Raw genomic sequence first — 21,605 nt, 5'->3', positions numbered from 1 at the left:
ACCCTATGAATGAGTGTACCGCTATTCTTGATGAGTCCGCTTTCGCGAAAGCGTGCAAAACACCATCTATACCGACCTAAAGCAAGCTTTTCACAGGAATCATATCTTTTTTTATGACTAAGTTTACAGCCCAATGAAACAGATAGTCACTTTATTAATCCTGCTTTTTACTTTTCAAATAGCAGTAGCACAAAACAAGGAACTCCAAGCGCCTAGGACTCAAGAGACCAATATGGTGCTGGAAGGACGTGTGTTGAGTGAAAGTGGAATGCCTATTGCAGGAGTGAATATAGAAGGGAAAATGGGGCGTTATGCAACTACTGATGCTCGCGGTACCTTTAGTTTACCCGCAAATATGGGAGAAGAAATCGTGATAAGAGGTCTTAATTTTGAGACCGTTTATTACCGTATAAGAAGTAATGACGATATAGAAATACGCGTACAAAGTGAAAACCAAGATCAAAAAAAGCGCCCTGCTATTCCCTATCAAGTGGCTATGGATAGTGCACAAGTATTTTTGAAAAAAGACGCACAAAAATCAGCCGATTTCCTTATCGCTGCTTTATCTAACAATCCTAAATCACTTACCAAAAATCAAGAAAGTGCCGCTTATAAAAAACTGGGCGACCTCTATAGTTTTCATAAACAATACGATCTTGCCATTGCTAATTATACGCAGGCCGAGGAGTTGAACACCAGCCTTACAATTATCATAAAAAAAGCAGACATGCTGCGTCTCAATGGTAATTATCAAGAAGCCATTGCCGCTTATTTAGGTGCGGATATTTCCAGCACTGGTAGATCAAAAAAGAACCTAAGCACGGGAGGTTCTTCTACTTTAGAAATAAAAAGACTCACGGGTCTAGCTGCTGCTTATGCTAAAACAAACGATAGCGAGAAGGCATTGCAAACTTATAAACAGGCACTGCAACTTGCTCAAACCACCAGTTTAAATATACAAGTGACTTCCATCAATTCAAAAATTGCTGCGCTGTTAAATGAAATAGGTCAGGTAGATAAGGCAGAAGCTTATTACAATAGAGCCATCCAAGAATCTAAAAAGGAGAGTCGTAAGGCTAATGTGATTACCCAATCACAAACAGCAGACTTTTACCGAAGCAACTCTCAGTTTGATAAGGAAATTGCCTTGCGTAAGAATAATATTGAAATCCTCGATGAGATTAAAAGCGACGAAGCTAAAGCACCGCAAAAAATGACCAAAAAAGAAGGCGTTTTAAACGAGGTGGTGATAGCTGAGGATGATATAGAAGAAAGAGGTGCAGAAGCTGCTTATGAGCCTTCCAGCTCAAATGGAATAAATCGCTTGTCCAAACAAAAAGAACAACTCAACATCGCCGAAGCTTTAAAAGCTCAAAATAAAATTGCAGAGGCAATCATTTTCTATGAATCCAGTCTAGACGAAGCAACCGAGAATAATGACCTAGGAGTAAAAAAGGACGCTGCAAAAAGCCTGTATGAACTCAATAAAAAAGCGGGTAATACTAAAACAGCACTGGCCTATAATGAATTGTACATCAATACTGTAGATGCGTTGTATCTAGAGAAAGAAAAAGAACTAGAAGAAAACTCTAGAAAAACCAAAGAGCTGGTTTCTAAACAGACCAGGATCCTTACCCTAGAAAAAGATCGCGAGCTTACCGAGAATAAAATTGCCCTGATCAATACCGAGCGCGAGCTTACACAACAAATGAACCAGCGACAGCGCTGGATAATATACTCATTAGTTGCCTTGAGTCTATTATTACTGACACTGGCGTATTTTATGTACCGCAACAACAAGCAGCAAAAAATCAACAACCATTTACTCGCTCTCAAATCATTGCGCAGTCAGATGAATCCGCATTTTATATTTAATGCGTTGAACTCTGTAAATAACTATATCGCACAAAATGACGAACGCGCGGCCAACAAATACCTGGCAGACTTCTCTAAATTGATGCGCAGCGTTTTAGAAAATAGTGAGTTGGATTTTATCCCATTAGAAAAGGAAATTGAACTTCTAGGTCTTTATCTAAAGCTGGAACACGAACGTTTTAAAGATAAATTTGATTTTACCCTTAAAATTGACCCTTCTTTAAAGGATGCTAAAATACAAGTGCCTCCTATGCTATTACAGCCCATTATTGAAAATGCGGTATGGCATGGATTGCGTTATAAAAAAGAAAAAGGCTTTTTAAATGTCACTTTCGCGAAAGCGGAAAAAGGAATACTAGTCACCATAACAGACAATGGAATAGGAAGAGAAAAGTCCAAAGAAATAAAAACCGAGCATCAAAAGAAACGCGATTCTAAAGGCTTGGGCAATATCAAAAATCGTGTCGCATTATTGAATGAATTGCACGATTGTAAAATCGGTATGGAAGCAAGTGATGCTGGATTGACTCCGGATGTGGGGACTACCGTTGTGGTGAGGATGGGGGGATGAGAAATGAGGAATGAGGAATGAGATCTTGAATAAATTTGCGCTAATATTTTGAGAATCAATAGCTTTTTGAAGGCAAATTTTTCAGGATGACAAGATGATTTTAAAAAACAGAAAGAAATGAAACTAACTTCCATAATAGTAGAAGACGAGCAAATTTCAAGAGACATCTTGAAGAACTATATCACTAAGTATTGTCCGCAAGTAGAAGTCCTGCATGAAGCCACTAATGTAGAAGAGGCTTTTGAATTGCTTCAAAAAACAGACATAGATTTGGTTTTTCTAGATGTAGAAATGCCTTATGGAACTGCGTTTGATTTACTGGATAAGTTACCCAACCGTACTTTTGAAACTGTTTTTGTCACGGCTTACGATCAATATGCAAAAGATGCGCTCAATCAGCAGGCGGCTTATTACCTGACCAAGCCTATAGATATAGATGAACTGATCAAAGCAACAGAAATAGTAAGGGCAATCAAAGAACGTGAAAACGAGGTGAATGTTGATCTGAGTATCAAAGAACAAAACAGCTCACAGCTCACTGATAAAATCACCATTCCTACCCAAGAAGGCTTTGAAGTACTCCCTATTAAAGACATCATCTATTGCAGTGCAGACGATAATTACACACATATCTATCTTGAAAACGACAAAAAACTGGTTTCTAAAACCTTAAAACACTTTGACGACATGCTGTCTGATAAAGGTTTTGCTCGTATTCATAAATCACACCTCATCAATGTTTCTCATGTCACCGCTTATAAAAAAGGTAAAGGCGGTAGTGTGATGCTGGGAACGGTAGAACTTCCTGTAAGCCCGAGTAAAAAACTGGGTTTGTTTGGGTATTTTAGTTAGACTTGATATGTTGATTTAAAACAACATCGCATACACCCAATTCTTATCTTCCACTTCGACTTGATCAGTGCATCGCCTCTAAGGGAAAACGGCAGGCACCCGTAATCTATGTTCTATTGACTAAAGCTAGATAGTATAGGTTTTCCCTACTTGCATCCACGAACTCGGCTTAGCCATCAGAGGCATGCACATTGCCTATAGACAAAGGGTGTTTGCCACGTCTAAATCTAGTCTAAAGGCTGGAAATTGTAATAAGTACTAGTTGTATCGCTTACCATCAAACACACCAAGACAAATGCTTGACATGTTGGTTTCTAAAAACTTTATAGGAATAGCTTTAAAAATCCAATAACGACACCTCTCTATTTGCTACTTCTCTAGTTAAATCATCTAGCGTTTCTGTTTGTAAATTAGAATATAGCAAGTGATTTCCGGCTTTATCCGTTGGATTCAATAAGCTTTCTAACTTTAAAATATTCAACGTCTGTCTTGCCACTGCGGCTCCAGAATCGATAATGCGCACTCGCATAGGAAGAAGTTCTTGAAGCATTTCTTTTACGTAAGGATAATGGCTGCAGCCCAAAACCAAATAATCGATTCCAGAGATCATGAACGGCTCAGTAATACGTACCAAAAGATCTCGCATCTCTTCACTGTCTTTTTTGCCTGCTTCTATAAGCTCAACAATTCCAGTTCCTACTATTTCAATAGTATTGACACTGTGAGCAAATTCTTTTTGGGTATCATTAAAAAGCTTGCTCGACAGGGTTCCTTTAGTAGCGAGAATTCCTATTTTTTTAGTATCACTTTTAAGTGCCGCAGTTTTTATAGCCGGCTCAATTCCTATAAAAGGCACATCGTAATGAGCGCGTAAATAAGAAATAGCATTGGTAGTGGCTGTATTACAAGGAACTGCGATCATTTTGCAGTTTTGACTTAATAAAAATTCGGTATTTTTAATACAGAGCCTAATAATCTCCTGCTTAGACTTACGACCGTAAGGCGCATGTTTTGAGTCGGCTAAGTAGATGGTGTTTTCGTGAGGTAATAATTCAATTACTGCCTTCCATACACTTGTTCCTCCTACACCAGAGTCAAAAAAACCTATTGGATTGCTATTCATAGATGTAAAAATAGGAGAAAATACTTTGACGTATGAGGTAATAAGTACAAAGGTATAAAGATGTATGCTTAAGGATGTAACCTACTGGATGAATACCATTGGTTGTAGTTTATTAGCCGGTTGATCATCTGACTTTAGGTTTAAAACTATCCCTAGCGCTTACCAAACGGAAGTAAATTCAAAGTCCTTTCATTTCGACTAGCACTCAATGCAGCGTCTTTGGTAAGGGATTTAGTATAAAATAAGTCTTAGAATACACTATAATTGCTAGTTTGAATTCCAAACAAGACTATATCATACTGCAGCCACAGCATTTTAACTCTATAATGCCCCTAGAAATTACTTTATTTCAATTGGAGTACTGAATCAAATTAGGCATGAATTTCTAAGAAATAATGGACATTCTCAAGGTATCCTTACCCATGTTAATTTTATAAACGGACTACTACATATAGAAAGTTAGAATAAAATCAGCCTATTACATTGGATTTAATCAGTCTTGCATTCATTTCGGCAATATTTAATATGGAAATACCTTCTGGACATTCCACCTCACAAGCACCTGTAAATGTGCAACTCCCAAAGCCTTCTATTTCCATTTGATAGGTCATTTGCTCGACGCGTTGATGTTCTTCAGCCTTACCTTGTGGCAAACTGTTGAGATGGTTGATTTTTGCTGATGTAAACAATGCAGCAGACGAGTTTTTACAAGTGGCTACACAAGCACCACAACCTATACAAGCCGCGGCATCCATGGCCCTGTCTGACACTTCTTTAGGGATAAGGATCGCATTTGCCTCTGGAGCTGTTCCTGTTTTGGAACTGATAAATGCCCCTTGTCCTATAATTCTGTCCAAAGCGGAGCGATCAACAATCAAGTCTTTGATGACTGGAAATGAAGCTGCTCGCCAGGGTTCTACTACAATACTGTCACCGTCTTTAAAACTCCGCATGTGCAATTGGCAAGTGGTTATATGATCATGAGGCCCGTGAGCACGTCCATTTATAAACACCCCGCATTGTCCACAAATACCTTCTCGACAATCGTATTCAAACGCAATCACCTTTTCATCTCGGAGGACTAGCAATTCATTAAGGTGATCTAAAGCTTCCAAAAAAGACATATCCTCCGTGAGGCCATCCACTTCATAGTCTCTTATGCCTCCTTTATCTTGAGGCCCTTCCTGCCTCCATATTTTAAATGTTACTTTCATAACTACTTAGTTATTTGTTATCAGTTATCTGTATCTCCAATTTAATAAACCTGAAACTATTAAATTGTTTTATGTAATTGATAAGTTCCCCTAATAAACCTCTCGCAATTCTACAAAATCTTTTATTTATTTTTATTCCGTTTTCGCCTTGAGCTTCCTCCGCGTAAACTACTATATTCAAAAAGAAAACAGAAAGCGAAATATAACAAACAGCAGCTTTTATCTTAAGCTATAAACTTATTACGATCCACAAACAACTATTAACTGTAAACTAATAACCGATATACTACTTATAGCTTCTCACAGAAGGTGTTACAAATTCAAATTCTAGTGGCTCTTTATGTAATTTAAAGTCGCCATGATCATATTCCCAAGCAGAAACGTAACTATAATCTTCATCTACACGCACTGCTTCACCTTCTTCTGTTTGATATTCTTCTCTAAAATGTGCTCCACAAGATTCTTCTCGTTGCAACGCATCGGTACACATTAATATACCCAATTCTATAAAATCAGCAAGGCGCAAGGCTTTCTCTAGCTCTGTATTCATTTCTTTATCGTGACCCGTAACTTTGACATCGCTCCAAAATTCCTTTCTAATGCTTTTAATTTGAGCAATGGCTTTTAGGAGTCCGTCTTGATTTCTACTCATAGCACATTCTCGCCACATGACTTTACCTAGTTCTCTATGAAAATGATCCACCGTTTTACTTCCTTGAATGGCTAGTATTTGATCTATATATTCTTGAGTTTGTTGTTCCGCTTTCGCGAAAGCGGGATCGTTTACAGTAGGCTGCTCATTTTTCATCTCTCCTGCCAGGTAATTATTAATGGTATTGGGCAGTATAAAATAGCCGTCCACACTTGCTTGAAGCAATGAATTTGCTCCCAAACGGTTAGCTCCATGATCAGAATAATTACATTCCCCTATGGCATACAAACCTGGAATGGTAGTCATTAATTCATAATCTACCCAAAGCCCACCCATGGAAAAGTGGGCTGCTGGCGAGATGAGCATGGGTGTTGTATACGCATCGATACCGGTAATTTTTTTATACATCTTAAAGAGATTCCCGTAGCGATCTTTGATGGTCTCCAACCCAAATTTCTCAATGGCGTGTTTAAAATCAAGGTAGACGGCATTCTTTAAACGTCCTACGCCATAACCAGCATCAAGGCGCTCTTTAGCGGCTCTCGAGGCGATATCTCGTGGAGCTAAATTTCCAAAACTTGGATAACGACGCTCTAGATAATAGTCGCGTTCTTCCTCAGGAATAGCATTTGCTTCAGTCGTATTTCCTTTAACTTTGGGAACCCAAATACGCCCATCATTTCTCAGAGACTCTGACATTAAGGTAAGTTTAGATTGCGCTTCACTGGACTGCGGTAAAGCAGTAGGATGTATCTGTGTAAAACTAGGTGCCCCAAAATAAGCGCCTTTTTTATGCGCTTTCCACAGAGCACTTCCATTACATCCTATCGCCAGCGTAGACAGTCTAAAAACACGAGAATAACCACCAGTAGCTAGTACCACAGCATCTGCCGCATAGCGTTTTAAGTCTCCAGTAACTAAATCCCGTATGATAATACCTTTTGCTTTACCATCAATAACCACCAGATCCAACATCTCACTACGGGGAAACATTTCTACTTTTTTAGCTCGTATCATTTTATACAATTGCGAGTAAGCCGCCAGGAGTAACTGTTGGCCAGTTTGCCCTCTTGCATAAAAGGTGCGTTGTACTTGTACACCTCCAAAACTTCTGTTTACTAAAGTGCCTCCATATTCTCGAGCAAAAGGAACCCCTTGTTGCACATAGTGATCAATCAATGGAGCCGAAAGCTCAGCGAGTCTATAAGTATTTGCTTCTCTAGATCTAAAATCGCCTCCTTTAAGAGTGTCATAAAACATGCGGTACACGCTATCTCCATCGTGCTGATAATTCTTTGAAGCATTGATTCCTCCTTGAGCGGCAACAGAATGTGCTCGTCTGGCCGAATCTTGATAGCAAAAGCATTTAACGTCATAACCCAATTCTGCAAGAGTAGCTGCTGCACCAGCTCCAGACAGTCCAGAACCAACGACAATGACATTCAGTTTTTTCTTGTTTGTTGGGTTGATGAGTTTAGAAGTGATTTGATAATTACTCCATTTATCTTCTAGTTTTCCTTTAGGTATTTTTGGGTCCAATTTCATTTTCTAGTTATTTAAAGTAAACAATAATTGGAATAAGACCAAAACCAACCCCCATAATGATAGCGTATACTAAAGATGTTTTTGCAATAATTGCAGTACCTTTTTTATGGTAGAAACCTAAGGTTTTAAAGCTGCTTTTAAAACCGTGGTACAAGTGAAAAGCTAGTGGTATGGCACATATCACGTAAAATAACACAAAATAGATGTTGTGAAACAAGGAATAAGTCACTTCATAAACATCCTTATTACCCGCTGCATCAAAGCCTACTGATTCACCTATGCCTAATTTGATACGTGCCCAGAAATTAGCCAAATGTATAATGATAAAAATCAAAATAAGTGTCCCTAGAATTCCCATGTTTTTAGAGGCCCAAGTGCTATTTTCTGAACTTTGATCCATCACATATTTCTGTGGTTTTGCTTTTCTATTTCTTATAGTAATTAATAAGGCATACAAAGCATGAAGAACAATAGAAAGGTATAGTAAATAAGCTACTATCTTAATTAAGGGGCTTTCTCTTAAAGTTGTGGAATAGGAGTTGTACCATCCTCGAGCGACCTCTTCAGGAAAAATTAGGATCGCATTTGCCGAGAGATGGACGATTAAAAAAATACATAAAAATAATCCAGTAGCTGCAATAATGGTTTTTCTATAGAAGAGTACATTCATTGATACTATTATTTAATACCAATTATTATTTAAGAGAGGTCTAATAATTGGTTATTACAACAGAATGATGCTCCTACTCGCGCAAGACTAGCCTTTAGGAAGCTAGAATACTGCAGGAATGCTTTCCTATCATATCAAAAATAAACAATTATAACAGTTTGTCTTTGAATTTACTCAAAAAGAAAAAGCAGGGTTTTATTGCGCACTTGCATCTCGACAAGCTCGTTCTAAATTTTAGGGTAATCGATAGGTATCCAATCTAATGCCACCCATTTTTAATGACAGCCGCAATCTCCATCGCCACAATCAGAGGATTTGAATTTTTTAGGAAACAATGATTTTCTGAATAGCCAAAGCACTGCTGCAATAGCGAGGAGAATTACGATTATGGTTTGTGCGATGTGCATTATTTCAATATTTGGTATGCGCCCAATGCAGCAAAATATGCCGCAGCAGTCATGAAGAAAAATTGAATTGCAGGCCATTTCCAGCTATTGGTTTCTCGTTTTACAATGGCTAGTGTACTCATACATTGCATAGCAAATGCATAGAATAGTAATAAAGAAATACCACTGGCAAAATTAAATAAGGGACCACCTAGAATAGGGTTGGTCTCTGCGGCCATGCGCTTCTTAATGGTTTGTTCTTCCTCACCGTCGCTTTCTACACTGTAAATGGTTGCCAGCGTTCCTACAAAAACTTCTCTTGCTGCAAAAGAACTTACGATCGCAATACCTATTTTCCAATCGTAACCCAAAGGTCTTACGGCGGGCTCAATCCCTTTACCTATGTAACCTATAAAGCTGTATTCCAACTCGTGAGAAGCAACCTTTTGATCCATTTCTTCCACTGTCAAGTTCTGGTTTGCATATTGTTCATTGACAATCGCCTCAGCATTATTGAACTCTTCTCCTACCCCATAACTGGCCAGTATCCATAAAACTACAGAAATAGCCATAATGATCTTACCGGCTCCTACTACAAAGCTTTTGGTTTTTTCAATAACCGTAATCGCCACGTTTTTAAATAAAGGCAATTTATAAGAAGGCATTTCCATGACAAAAAATGATTTGCGATTTATGGGTAGTATGATATTAAGTACCCAAGCAGAAAATATCGCAGCTACAAAACCTAACAAATACAGCAACATCAATGTAAGTCCCTGCATATTAAAAGCACCTCCTAAAATGCGCTCATCTGGAATTACTAAAGAAATAATAATCAAATAAACAGGCAATCGGGCTGAACAAGTTGTAAACGGAACTACTAATATGGTAATCAACCGTTCTTTCCAGTCTTCTATATTTCTAGTGGCCATTACGGCTGGAATCGCACAGGCTGTTCCAGAAACTAAGGGTACCACACTCTTACCACTTAAACCAAACCGTTTCATTATATGGTCCATAAGGAATACCACACGACTCATATAACCGCTTTCTTCAAGAATAGCGATGAAGAGAAATAGAAAAGCAATTTGTGGGATAAAAATAACAATACCTCCTAAGCCAGGTATGATTCCTTCGGCTAATAAGTCTGTTAAGGGTCCTGCCGGAAAAGTATTGTTTGCCCAAGAGCTCATGCTAGCAAAAGCTCCATCGATCCAGTCCATAGGGTACGTACTCCAATCATAAATCGCTTGAAAAATGACCAATAGGATCACAAAAAAGATTAAATAACCCCAAACCTTATGCAGTAAGACTCGGTCGAGTCGTGTCCTGATATCTTTTGCATTTGCGGTATCAACAGTAAGTACTTTTTTAAGCAAGCCGTTGATAAACTGATAGCGCACCACTGTTTCTTTGTGCTGCATTTTTTTCAAATCAGCTTCAGATTTTATATCAAACTTGTGCTTTTTTAAATCTTCTATATCACGATTACGATCCAGTTTACCAAAATTCACATCTTGAGTGATGACCAGCCATAATTTATAAACGGATTGATTAGGATAGGTTTTTTTGAGATTATCAAAATATTCGGTATCGATTACCGATGCGTTAACACATGGCTCAGAAGTAAGCTGTTTATAGTTGGCTATGGCATCTTTAAGCTCTTGAATCCCTTGGTTCTTGCGTGCACTTACTAAAACTACAGTAGTATTGAGCTCTTGCTGCATCAAGTCGATGTCTAGAGAGATCGCTTTGCGCTCCATACGGTCGGCCATATTAATGACCAAAATGGTAGGGATTTCTAGATCTTTAATCTGGGTAAATACCAGCAGGTTTCTCTTTAAGTTTTCTATGTCAGAAACGACAACAGCAACATCTGGAAAATCCTTGGAGTTCCTGTTGAGTAAAGTCTCTACCACAATACTTTCATCTAATGATGTCGTATTCAGGCTATAGGTTCCAGGTAGGTCTAAGATATGCGCTTTAAGACCTCGGTCAAGTTTACAAATACCTTCTTTTTTCTCTACGGTAATTCCAGGATAGTTCCCTACCTGCTGGTTGAGACCGGTAAGTCTATTGAATAGAGAGGTTTTTCCTGTATTAGGATTACCTATTAGTGATACATTGATTGATTTACCCATCGAGTTCTACCCTAATTGTGACTGCTGTTTCTCTTCTAATGGCAAGATGAGTTCCATTAATATCGAGATAAATAGGATCTTTGAATGGTGCTGACTGCATCATGGTTACTCGATTACCAGGTAAACAACCCATTTCAAGTAATTTTAATGGTACATCTATCTCATCAAATTCCTTGATGATTGCGGTTTCTCCTCTCTTTAAATCTGCTACGGTAGTTATCAAGCCTTATTTAGAATTAATTTGAATAAGCAAAAGTAATGCAAGATGATGGTTTGGTAAAATTTATGTTGTTAAAGATGTATGAAGGTCGTTTTTATCACGCTTTCTATTTTCTTTATTGAAAATAGAAGTTCATACTTAACTTGTTTAAGTACAAAAGCGGTATTAATTAGGTAATCTTAGTTGGCATTAAGAATAAAAGCCTCTACGTTAAATAGAGGCTTTTACTTAAGAAATTAGACTATTAATTGATGGGTACTTGATGTGTTTCAGTTTGATTACCATGAGTAACATGCATAACATAAGTACCTGTGGTTAGATGTGAAATATCAAATGAAGTACCTAACTCATGATGAGAAATATTTATAACTTGATTACCACTAAAGTCATACAATTGAATACTCACAAAATAAGTACAATGGGAGGTTCCTCCTATATCTGTAAGTCCATCACTACATGCTTTAGTATAAAAAGTCCATTCTGGATTTTGTACCATGTCTATAGCTATTATGGTACTCGCAGGAACGGGAGAAATAATGAAATTGTTACTTACGATATTGCTTGAACTTGTGGTAGAGCAATCGTTAGCACAGCCATCTATATCTTTTACAAATTCTACCCATTCTGACCACCCACAAGCATTTCTAGCTCTAACTTGAAATCTAAATAGTTCATTACAATTAGGGTATATGCCTAAAGTATTATCTGTTCCTGTTCTTTGATCACCATCCCAGTAAGCTATAGATATAGGTAATTTTTGCATTTCAATTTCATCTACAAGATCAAATCGCTCTATCCCATCTATTCTCAATGCTACTAAATCACAGAAATTACTAGGTGGATAAAGAGATAAAAATGTGCCCGAATCAATTTCAGTAACAAAGGCATTGTCTAAATTAGGAGTACCTACATGTATTTGACGACTGAAGCCTTGTGAAGGACCAACACTATTGTTGATGTTTACTTGTATGTAGCCTACACCATTTGACAGTGCTTCTACCTGTGCAGAATATCCATTTTGAGAAACTATTCTTAAATTATCACTATGCACTATATAGGTAGGAGCACTTGCCACTTTACACTCATCTTCAAACCCTATGGTAACAATGTCACCTACACACATAGTTTCTGGACTGGAAAAGCTAGTGGTATTGATAGGGAAAACTGGATCTAAAACATCTCCAACATCCAAGGCAAAATTACCTAGCAACCAATCTATACTTTTTTGATTAAAACTGACATGCTCTGTATTTAAACTCTCGCCAAAGTAACTGTCAAATGGAGTAAGAATATTTGACTCACAAGTAAGGTCAAAATCTAAAGGATTGCCCCAATCTTGATCAGGATTTAAATGCGCTATTGCTGAGTATGTTGGGATAAAAGAATTGATAGGATTGTTGTTTTTACTAAATCGGTATTCTCCACTTACATTTGCTCCGAACAAATGAAATTGTGAGTAAAGAAAACCTCGAACAGAAGGTATAAGGGGAATATGGTTAACTGTATCAAATGGCGGAGGTCCATCTTCAACAGAACTTTGAATCTGACCTTGAACATCAAAATAACCTCCTGGAACGTTATCCATATTCCCTCGATTATTAAAATTAGGTGCTTTAGTTATTTTTTCTGAGCTACGCAGTGAATTAAATCTAGCGATTTTCTTTTTAGAGCTTCCCATAGACGGCATAAAATGGGAATCAAAACTTCCCACTTGAACTCTAAATACTATATTACCTATAGGTAAATCTATTTTAACTCGTGCATGAGCGGTGGCACTAAATACACGTTCACCATCTGGCGCAAAATGATAAGATCGCTCATCTTCTACATAATCTGTTAAGGTACTTCCTGTCAAAGAACCATTTACTACGGCAAGATTAACGGTCTTTATTGGGAAACCATTGGAGCCTGAAACCCCATTGTTGAATTGGTTGTTATAGTGTATTTTGAAAAATTCATTACCACGATCTTGTGAAAATCCTTGTGAAACTGTTCTGGCATTTAGAAGTGATTGTTGAACTTCAGAATTACTAGGAACTTGCATGCCTAAAACATTTATCATTTTAGGTTGATGAAATTCTATTAATTGTTGCTTGGATGCTGGACTACCTAATTCGTTGTAATAAAAATCATTGGCCGCAGCAGACTCGCCACTTAATAAATAAAGCAGCGCTTGATCTCCTAGAGGTATATTTGCTCCTAGATGCGGACTATCAAAGCTCACATAATGTGATACATTATGATCCCATACTGCTGCACCAGTTAACTCTTCTTGCTTCTCCATATAGGCGAGAGCATATTTTGCAATCTGACCGCCCATACTAGGCCCTATAAGTTTTATTTGTGCTGTACTGCCGTTGCTAGCTAGCTCTTGTTTAGTAAGTTGTAATAATTTTACCAGTGCAAAGGCATTGCTCTCTATATAATAAGCCCCACCATCTATTTCTACTTCATCAATTATAACTTGTGAAGTGTTTAAATCATCTGTCTTATAAGTAGGATGGTTAACAATAATGACATCAAAGCCTTGTTCTCTTAAAGAGTTTAATACATTTTGAGTAAATCCTAAATTATCTGTATAATTTTGTAAATCAACTATACTCCTATATTCACCACCATTAAAACTACCATCATTATTTAAATTATCACTTAAACAATCTGCATCATTTTCACAATCACAATCTTCTATTTTACGTTTATCTCCTGGATCAAAACCATCTAATAGGATGATAGGATTATTCACTATTCCAGTAGAGTTATTATCTGCAAAATAAGTGCGGTATTGTATTTTGGCTTTAATAGTTGGATCTCGATTAGGATCAGACGGATCATTATTATAACCTTGAAAAGATATATCGGCTTGTAAGGTATCATTTTTAGTAGATCCTAAACCAACCGTACCAGCACAAAGCAATCCTATACTCTTTTGTAAACCTTGTGTTTTCTTAAAGTAGATGGTAGAATGTGTAGTTAGTGTAGTGTTATCTTCATAAATAACTTGATAAGTAGCAGTTTTAACACCACTAGTAGCATAAGGAACTGAAATATTTTGAGAAATAAGTTGTTGATTAGTAATTAACGTTCGGTTAACACCATCACCAAAATCTGCGGATAAAGTCTTGATCTTTTGTTGCTGATTTTGAAACAAATAATTGATGTTGAGCTTATAGGTAACATAGTTTCCTTCCACTGCTTTTTTAAGCGGTGCAATAACTGTTGTATGTAAGGTATAAAAAGGAAGTTTTCCACTTATTTGTGCGAACTCATTTTCTTCACTATCATAAAGCAAACCACCAGCCTGCTCATTATCTATATTATAATTTAATAATTGAAAGTCTGTATTTAAAATGCCTATAGGAACTAAATTTTGAGCTTCTTGTTCTAATTGAGAATCTAGCTGATCAAGATTAAGAAATAAATTTTTGTTACTTGCATTATGCATTTCTAATAACGCTTGTCTGAAATATTTATAATCAGCGATATTAAAACCTTGTTCTCTATTGAAGTTATAAAGGTTAGCAAGTTGCATCGTACGCTCATAAATAATCCCACTGCTTACCGCAGATTGATTAATATTATTTAGAGCATCGTCAAGAGAGTTTCCTTGATTTTGAGCAACACCATTGCATAATGATAGTACTAATCCTACAATAAGAATTATTTTTTTCATAGATTTAATATGTTAAGTGATAAAGTTTCGTTGGTTGTTAAGCGTTTAAGAGCAGTCATTATTATGAGCAGCCTTTTAGTTAAAAGCGGTTTGTAATATTGTTATTGAGTTAATATCAAATCGTCCTTTGTTAATTAAAACAGTGTCTTGTGGATTTAGAATATTAGTCAACTTAGCATTAAAGGTTCCAGAGATGATATTACCGTTTAATGAATCTAAAAGCAGTTCCTCAATAAAAATGTTTCCAGAATTGTCGTAAGATGTGTAAAACGCCTGCTCATCAGTAAGAGGACTTTTGGTTATACAATGAATGTAAGAATTATTGTTACCATCTAAACTTCGTAAACCATTCGATGTGTTTACTTCATAAATACCTTCACCAGATAGTAGTAAATCCTCAACATGAATTATGAAGGTTCTAGCAACATTAGTCTTGAAATCATGGATTTCAAACTCTATATTATTGGTTTCAGATCGCAAAATCCTCAAACCTCTATTTGCTGCATTAATTGAGGTGTTACCATCCCTAGGTCTAAAGAATTTCCCATCAATCAAACACCCAAAGGTATTTTCTCCTGTCATGGTAATAGGTGGTAAGAGAGATTCTTGCGATGGTGCGTCATCGCTGTCGCAGGCAATTAATAAACATAGCGATAGGATTAAAACGAAACCGCAATAAATGTGGTTTGACGAATCTTTAAAGAGATTTTTCATAAAAATGTATTTGGAATAATTGCTCAGGGAAGGGAAGTAGCAATTATTTAATTTTAAAGATATATATTTATTTGTAAGAAAACAACTCGTCACAAATAATAAATTACTTAACCTTAATTTCAAAGGAGTTCAAATCTTTGTTCTTGGTGACGTAAAATTATGTAATTATAAAATAGAAAATAAAACTAATACACTTTCATGTATAGGTCTTATGATTAAAATAATAGAGGTCAGTAGTTAATTGCTTATCTTGTAGGTCAACAAAGACACTATTTTATGGACATTTTCAAGGGTCAAAATCTTCTAGAGTTCTCTGATCGCTTCAAAACCGATGCGGATTGTAAAGAATACCTATCATTAATTAAGTCAAAGACCGCTTATAAATGTCTGAAATGTAATCATTCCAGATATCAGTCTGTAAAGAATTTTGGTCGACAATGTAATATTTGCGCTCATACTGAATCTGCTACTGCAAATACGCTTTTTCATAAGGTTAAGTTCGGTGTGAGAAAGGCTTTTTTCATTTGTTTTGAAATGGCTACTACAACCAAAAGCCTTTCAGCTAGTTATATGGGTGTGCGCTATGGTGTAACTGAAAAGACCGCCAGGCTTTTTATGATGAAGGTTCGTGAAGCTATGTCTCCAAGTGGTAATAATCCTATGGATGGCGAAGTTCACGTAGATGAATTTGTTATAGGTGGTAAAGATCCAGGCAAGACTGGTAGGAGTTATTCAGGAAAGAAAAAGAAGGCTATCACTGCCGTACAACTCACAGAAGATGGAAAAGTAAAAAGGATGTACGCCATGAAAATTGAAGACTTCTCGGCGCAGTCTCTACAGTATGTTTTTGTTAATCATATCAGTGGTGATGCAAAGGTTGTTACAGATGAGTGGCGAGGATATCGACCTATTTCAAAGGCTTACGACATCACTCAGATAAAGAGTAATGGAGGATTAAATTTTAAAGCATTGCATACAATGATTCATCAGGTAAAATCTTGGATTAGAACAACATTTTCATGGGTGAGCGAACACAATTTAAATAGATACTTTAACGAGTTTTGCTTTAGAATAAATAGATCACAGACTAAAGCAACAATATTTAATAATTTGGTTACTAGAATGGTAAATTCAGAAATTATCTATCAAAACAAATTAATAGGTAACTAGCTACTGACCTCTATAATTTTTTTCATAGGTGTATAACTTTTTGTGTTGTTTTCTTCTACTCGAATGATGTAGATGACAATGACTGTGTTTCAATATCAAAACGCCCTAAGCTTAACTGAATGGAATCTGTTCTATCTATATTATTTAAAACCACATCAAACTCTCCAGCAAATATTCTTTTATTTGTCAACATAGTATCAATTTTACTAATTAAAAAGTTTCCTGAGTTTTCATAGGAATAGAAAACTTCATAATTATTGTTCTTCCATAAAATACAATAGATATAATTATGATTCGGACCATCTAAGCCTCTTAATCCTGTTGCTTGGAATAATGGATAATATCCTTGCCCATTTAAATAAACGTCTTCTAGATGAATATATAAACTAGTTCTTTTCTCACTTTTAAAATCAAATACAGAAATTTCAAGGTTCTTTTCTTCAGTTCTCAATACTCTCATTCCTTTATTCCCAGTACTTATCGTACTTCCACCATCCCTAGGCTTAAAAAACTTACCATCAATCAAACACCCAAAGGTATTTTCTCCTGTCATGGTAATAGGTGGTAAGAGAGATTCTTGCGATGGTGCGTCATCGCTGTCGCAAGCTGTGGCTAGCAAAATTATGAGAAGTAGGTAAATGGTTTTCATGATTCAAATTTTTAGGTTTTCGCGAAAGCGTAATTTTTAAACTATTTAAATATAATGAATTAACTGCTGATAACGTGATAATTACTCGTATTGTATATTTCTAGTAACGCTTGTCTAAAATATTTGTAATAAGCAATATTAAAACCTTCTTCTCTATTGAAGTTATAAAGATTAGCTAGTTGCATGGTACGCTCATAAATGATACCGCTATCTACACTAGATTGATTAATATTTATTAAGGCATCGTCAAGATTTTGTACTTGATTCTGAGCAGTAATGATACACATAGATATTGAAATCCACACATATATAATATATTTTCTTATTTTCATTTTAAAGTATTTTTTGGTTTTAGTTAACATAGTTTAGTCCCAATCTTTCCAATCCAGTGTAAAAGATTCTAAGTCAAATCTTCCAAGTCTTATTGTAATTGTATCGTTTTGGATTGATGTATTTATCATTTTTAAATCAAAAGTTGCATGATGATAATCTGCCTGTCCTTGTATTATTCTGTTAGTTATATTTATCATTCCTGAATTTGGAAAAGTAACATACCTTTGATAACCTACTTCTTCATTTTTCCATATTCTACAATGAGCATAATTATTATTTAAACCATCAATACCACGCAACCCATTAGACTCTTGAAACTCATAATTGCTTGCTGAATCGTTTTGAAAATTTTCAATATGAATAAGTAAACTAGCTGACCTACTACTCGCAAAATCCTCTATCTTATACTCAACATTAGTGGTTTCTGTTGTAATAATTCTCAAACCTTTGCTGTCTCCACCTATAGAATTGTTGCCGTCCCTAGGTCTAAAGAACTTACCATCGATTAAACACCCAAAGGTATTTTCTCCTGTCATGGTAATGGGTGGTAATAAACTTTCTTGCGATGGTGCGTCGTCGCTGTCGCAGGCGATTAATGAACATAGCGATAGGATTAAAACGAAACCACAATAAATGCGGTTTGACGAATCTTTAAAGAGATTTTTCATAAAAATGTATTTGGAATAATTGCTCAGGGAAGGGAAGTAGCAATTATTTGATCTTAAAAATAAATATTTATTTGTAAGAAAACAACTCGTCACAAATAATAAATTACTTAACCTTAATTTCAAAGGAGTTCAAATGTTTGTTCTTGCTTACGTAAAATTGAGTAATTATAAAATAGAAAATAAAACTATTACACTTTCATGTGTAAGTCTTATGATTAAAATAATATAAACGTTCCATCGCAACCATTCCATTACCTCTTTCATTGCGAAAAGATTATTGATGGCATTTTAATACTTATTTTCTTCCAAAGTCGGCTGGAATTTCTCCCCAAGCCTTTGTTTCCCATTTAAGTATTTTATTTACATAAGTGTTCTGTTCAAGCCATCTATCAGCTCTTTCTAAAAGTTCAAATGATTCTTTATTCAATTTTGATCTTTTAAGGTTAGTTCTATGTTGTTTGTTTTTTACCCATGATATTGCGATTTTACTATCAGAATAAATAGGACGTTTATCATTTTTTTTTTTCATTAATGCCAAGGCATGAACTAACGCTAAATATTCTCCTACATTATTTGTAGAGTTCGGAAATGGTCCTTTACGAAAAACTACTTGTCCGGTAAAATAATCGACACCTTGATAATCCATAGGACCAGGAACACCTTGACAACCTGCATCAACAGTCATAGAATCCTGTATTGGTTTTCCAATTAACTTTAACTGCTCTTCTGATAAAGTTGAATAAAATTTATCTTTTCCCCAATGCTCCAAAGGTCCATCTAGAAACGCTTTTTCAGCAATTTGATACGTTGGAAAACCTTTATATTTAGCTTTTGGATACCCTTTTGTTTGGACTTGGCATTCTGCCCAAGTTTTATAAATACCAGGTTTGCTGCCAATCCAAACTACATAAAATTTCTTTTTTTTAGCCATTAACTCAATAATTCTTCAATGGTTGTTGCAAAATACTCTTGTTCCAATAGGTGAATTTTTGCTGCGAGGTCTTCAGCAGTATCGGTCTTAGCTATAGAACAAGTCGCTTGCTTAATAATAGCGCCTTCATCATAATTTTCAGTTACATAATGTATGCTAATGCCGCTTTCTGTCTCTTTATTTTCAATAATTGCGCGGTGCACATTCATGCCGTACATGCCTTTACCACCATAATTAGGTAATAAAGCTGGATGAATGTTAATAATTTTATTTGGATGATCTTGAATTAAAAATGATGGAATTTTCCATAGAAACCCAGCAAGAACAATCAAATCAGGCTGTTCCTGATTTAAAAGGCGTTGTACGTGTTCCGCTTTCGCGAAAGCAAATCTGTTAAAACTCATCACAGAAATACCGGCTTTTGTGCCTCTTTCTAACACATAAGCTTGGGGTTTATTAGACAAAATCAAAGAAACTGTAACCAGTTTAGAACTTGCAAAATGGTCAATAATCGCCTGAGCATTAGTACCATTACCACTCGCTAGAATTACTATTTTTTTCATATATTTATAGGGTTGGCTAGTTGTAAAGCCAGAGGTGAATTCATTATTATTATAAAAATAAATGAAATTGCAAGTTAACTCAATTAGCTAAAAGATGGTTTTAACCCAAAGTTTGTTATTTTTGCAATTCATTTAAAATTAAAATTAGATTATTATGTCAGACATTGCATCAAGAGTAAAAGCGATTATCGTAGACAAATTAGGTGTTGACGAAAACGAAGTTGTAACAGAAGCAAGCTTCACAAACGACTTAGGCGCAGATTCACTCGATACAGTTGAGTTGATCATGGAATTTGAGAAAGAATTTGATATCCAGATCCCAGACGACCAAGCTGAAAACATCGCTACTGTAGGTCAAGCTGTTTCATACATCGAAGAAGCAAAAGCGTAATTTATATTACATGGAATTAAAGCGAGTTGTCATTACAGGAATGGGTGCCCTTACTCCTATAGGGAATAACCTACAGGAATATTGGGAGGCATTAAAAACTGGTAAGAGCGGTTGTGCTCCTATCACTTATTTTGATACAGAACATTTCAAGACAAAATTCGCTTGTGAAATCAAGAACTTCAATGTGACTGATTTCATAGACCGCAAGGAGGCTAGACGCATGGATCGATTTGCCCAGTATGCACTGGTAGCAGGAGATGAAGCTATAGCCGACTCTGGATTAGATACCGACTCTATAGATAAATATAGAGTCGGTGTTATCTGGGGTGCTGGAATAGGTGGTCTAGAAACTTTTCAGGAAGAAGTTAAAGCGTTTGCCACTGGTAACGGTGTCCCTCGTTTTAATCCTTTCTTTATACCAAAAATGATTGCAGATATTGCCCCAGCTCATATTTCTATTAAATATGGTTTTATGGGTCCCAATTACACTACGGTATCTGCTTGTGCTTCTAGCGCAAATGCCATGCTAGACGCAGTTAATTATATTAAATTAGGACATTGTGATGTAATAGTAACCGGTGGTTCTGAAGCTGCCATTGCTCAAGCAGGGATGGGCGGTTTTAATGCCATGCATGCTCTTTCTACTCGCAACGATAGCCCACAAACAGCAAGCCGTCCATTTGATGCCACCAGAGATGGTTTTGTTCTAGGGGAAGGCGCTGGAGCTTTGGTACTAGAAGATTATGAATATGCAAAAGCTCGTGGAGCAAAAATCTATGCTGAGGTTATAGGTGGTGGTTTTTCTAGCGACGCGTATCACATTACAGCTCCAGACCCTGAGGGACGTGGAGTAATAGCAGTAATGAAAAACACATTACAAAATGCAGGAATCAATCCTGAAGATGTAGATCACATCAATACTCATGGAACTTCTACACCGCTAGGTGATGTTGCAGAGTTAAAGGCTATTAAAGCCGTTTTTGGTGAACATGCTTCTAAAATTAGTATAAATTCTACAAAGTCAATGACTGGTCACTTATTAGGTGCTGCTGGTGCCATAGAATCTATCGCTAGTGTAATGGCTATACGAGAAGGAATTATTCCTCCTACGATCAACCACACCACCATAGATGAAAATATTGATCCTTCCTTAAGACTTGTATTGAACCAACCTGAAATAAGAGAGGTAAACGTTGCCTTGAGTAACACTTTCGGATTTGGTGGACATAACTGTTGCCTTGCTTTCAGAAAGATCTAATCAGGTCTT

General features: G+C 36.3%; 18 protein-coding genes. 5 read left to right on the top strand and 13 right to left on the bottom strand.

The window, feature by feature from the left end:
- Positions 1–133: 133 nt before the first annotated feature.
- Together F0365_RS05640 and F0365_RS05635 are read left to right on the top strand one after the other, a co-directional pair.
- Complete coding sequence (locus F0365_RS05640) at positions 134–2,446, top strand: histidine kinase (protein ID WP_169932805.1); 2,313 nt, start codon at positions 134–136, stop codon at positions 2,444–2,446.
- Positions 2,447–2,563: 117 nt separating this feature from the next.
- Entirely contained in the window at positions 2,564–3,298 is a 735-nt protein-coding gene (locus F0365_RS05635; protein ID WP_169932804.1) for a LytR/AlgR family response regulator transcription factor, read from the top strand.
- A gap of 337 nt (positions 3,299–3,635) precedes the next feature.
- On the opposite strand, the gene murI is transcribed toward F0365_RS05635, so the two are convergent.
- The 8 genes from murI to F0365_RS05590 form a co-directional block, all read right to left on the bottom strand.
- Positions 3,636–4,421: a glutamate racemase gene (murI, locus tag F0365_RS05630; RefSeq protein ID WP_169932803.1), complete on the bottom strand. Its 786-nt coding sequence runs from the start codon at positions 4,419–4,421 to the stop codon at positions 3,636–3,638.
- 470 nt (positions 4,422–4,891) lie between these two features.
- Positions 4,892–5,635 carry a succinate dehydrogenase/fumarate reductase iron-sulfur subunit gene (locus F0365_RS05625; protein ID WP_169932802.1) on the bottom strand — a complete coding sequence of 248 codons (744 nt, stop codon included), beginning with the start codon at positions 5,633–5,635 and terminating at the stop codon, positions 4,892–4,894.
- 286 nt (positions 5,636–5,921) lie between these two features.
- Positions 5,922–7,832 carry a fumarate reductase/succinate dehydrogenase flavoprotein subunit gene (locus F0365_RS05620; RefSeq protein WP_169932801.1) on the bottom strand — a complete coding sequence of 637 codons (1,911 nt, stop codon included), beginning with the start codon at positions 7,830–7,832 and terminating at the stop codon, positions 5,922–5,924.
- Between the two features lie 7 nt (positions 7,833–7,839).
- On the bottom strand, positions 7,840–8,502 hold the full coding sequence (locus tag F0365_RS05615) for a succinate dehydrogenase cytochrome b subunit (RefSeq protein ID WP_169932800.1): 663 nt from the start codon (positions 8,500–8,502) through the stop codon (positions 7,840–7,842).
- A 406-nt stretch (positions 8,503–8,908) separates the two neighbouring features.
- Positions 8,909–11,029, bottom strand: a complete 2,121-nt coding sequence (gene feoB / locus F0365_RS05605; RefSeq protein ID WP_169932798.1) for a ferrous iron transport protein B — start codon at positions 11,027–11,029, stop codon at positions 8,909–8,911.
- Positions 11,022–11,252, bottom strand: a complete 231-nt coding sequence (locus F0365_RS05600; RefSeq protein WP_169932797.1) for a ferrous iron transport protein A — start codon at positions 11,250–11,252, stop codon at positions 11,022–11,024. The genes feoB and F0365_RS05600 overlap by 8 nt, the downstream gene beginning before the upstream one ends.
- 241 nt (positions 11,253–11,493) lie before the next feature.
- Positions 11,494–14,919 (bottom strand): T9SS type A sorting domain-containing protein, encoded by a 3,426-nt coding sequence (locus F0365_RS05595; RefSeq protein WP_169932796.1) that lies wholly within the window; start codon positions 14,917–14,919, stop codon positions 11,494–11,496.
- 75 nt (positions 14,920–14,994) lie between these two features.
- Positions 14,995–15,633 (bottom strand): DUF5025 domain-containing protein, encoded by a 639-nt coding sequence (locus tag F0365_RS05590; protein ID WP_169932795.1) that lies wholly within the window; start codon positions 15,631–15,633, stop codon positions 14,995–14,997.
- A 276-nt stretch (positions 15,634–15,909) separates the two neighbouring features.
- On the opposite strand from F0365_RS05590, the gene F0365_RS05585 reads away from it, so the two are divergent.
- On the top strand, positions 15,910–16,803 hold the full coding sequence (locus F0365_RS05585; protein ID WP_169932794.1) for an IS1595 family transposase: 894 nt from the start codon (positions 15,910–15,912) through the stop codon (positions 16,801–16,803).
- Between the two features lie 55 nt (positions 16,804–16,858).
- Here F0365_RS05585 and F0365_RS05580 read toward each other — a convergent pair whose 3' ends face one another.
- From F0365_RS05580 to F0365_RS05560, 5 genes are all read right to left on the bottom strand, one after another.
- Positions 16,859–17,452 carry a hypothetical protein gene (locus F0365_RS05580; protein WP_169932793.1) on the bottom strand — a complete coding sequence of 198 codons (594 nt, stop codon included), beginning with the start codon at positions 17,450–17,452 and terminating at the stop codon, positions 16,859–16,861.
- 59 nt (positions 17,453–17,511) lie between these two features.
- Entirely contained in the window at positions 17,512–17,739 is a 228-nt protein-coding gene (locus tag F0365_RS05575; RefSeq protein WP_169932792.1) for a hypothetical protein, read from the bottom strand.
- A gap of 78 nt (positions 17,740–17,817) precedes the next feature.
- The gene (locus F0365_RS05570; protein WP_169932791.1) at positions 17,818–18,453 is read right to left on the bottom strand and encodes a hypothetical protein; all 636 of its coding nucleotides are present in this window, start codon (positions 18,451–18,453) and stop codon (positions 17,818–17,820) included.
- Between the two features lie 295 nt (positions 18,454–18,748).
- The gene (locus F0365_RS05565) at positions 18,749–19,384 is read right to left on the bottom strand and encodes a viroplasmin family protein (RefSeq protein ID WP_169932790.1); all 636 of its coding nucleotides are present in this window, start codon (positions 19,382–19,384) and stop codon (positions 18,749–18,751) included.
- The gene (locus tag F0365_RS05560) at positions 19,384–19,947 is read right to left on the bottom strand and encodes a phosphoribosylglycinamide formyltransferase (protein ID WP_169932789.1); all 564 of its coding nucleotides are present in this window, start codon (positions 19,945–19,947) and stop codon (positions 19,384–19,386) included. The genes F0365_RS05565 and F0365_RS05560 overlap by 1 nt, the downstream gene beginning before the upstream one ends.
- 154 nt (positions 19,948–20,101) lie before the next feature.
- Here F0365_RS05560 and F0365_RS05555 point away from each other — a divergent pair, with 154 nt between their 5' ends.
- A complete protein-coding gene (locus tag F0365_RS05555) occupies positions 20,102–20,338 on the top strand; it encodes an acyl carrier protein (protein ID WP_015361896.1) in 237 nt (78 codons plus the stop codon).
- Positions 20,339–20,348: 10 nt separating this feature from the next.
- A complete protein-coding gene (gene fabF, locus F0365_RS05550) occupies positions 20,349–21,596 on the top strand; it encodes a beta-ketoacyl-ACP synthase II (RefSeq protein WP_169932788.1) in 1,248 nt (415 codons plus the stop codon).
- The last annotated feature ends 9 nt before the right edge of the window (positions 21,597–21,605 follow it).

The organism is Nonlabens sp. Ci31 (assembly GCF_012974865.1).
Lineage (GTDB): Bacteria > Bacteroidota > Bacteroidia > Flavobacteriales > Flavobacteriaceae > Nonlabens.
The sequence above is the reverse complement of the archived record's forward strand: the minus strand, read 5'-3'. Positions and strand labels throughout refer to the sequence as shown.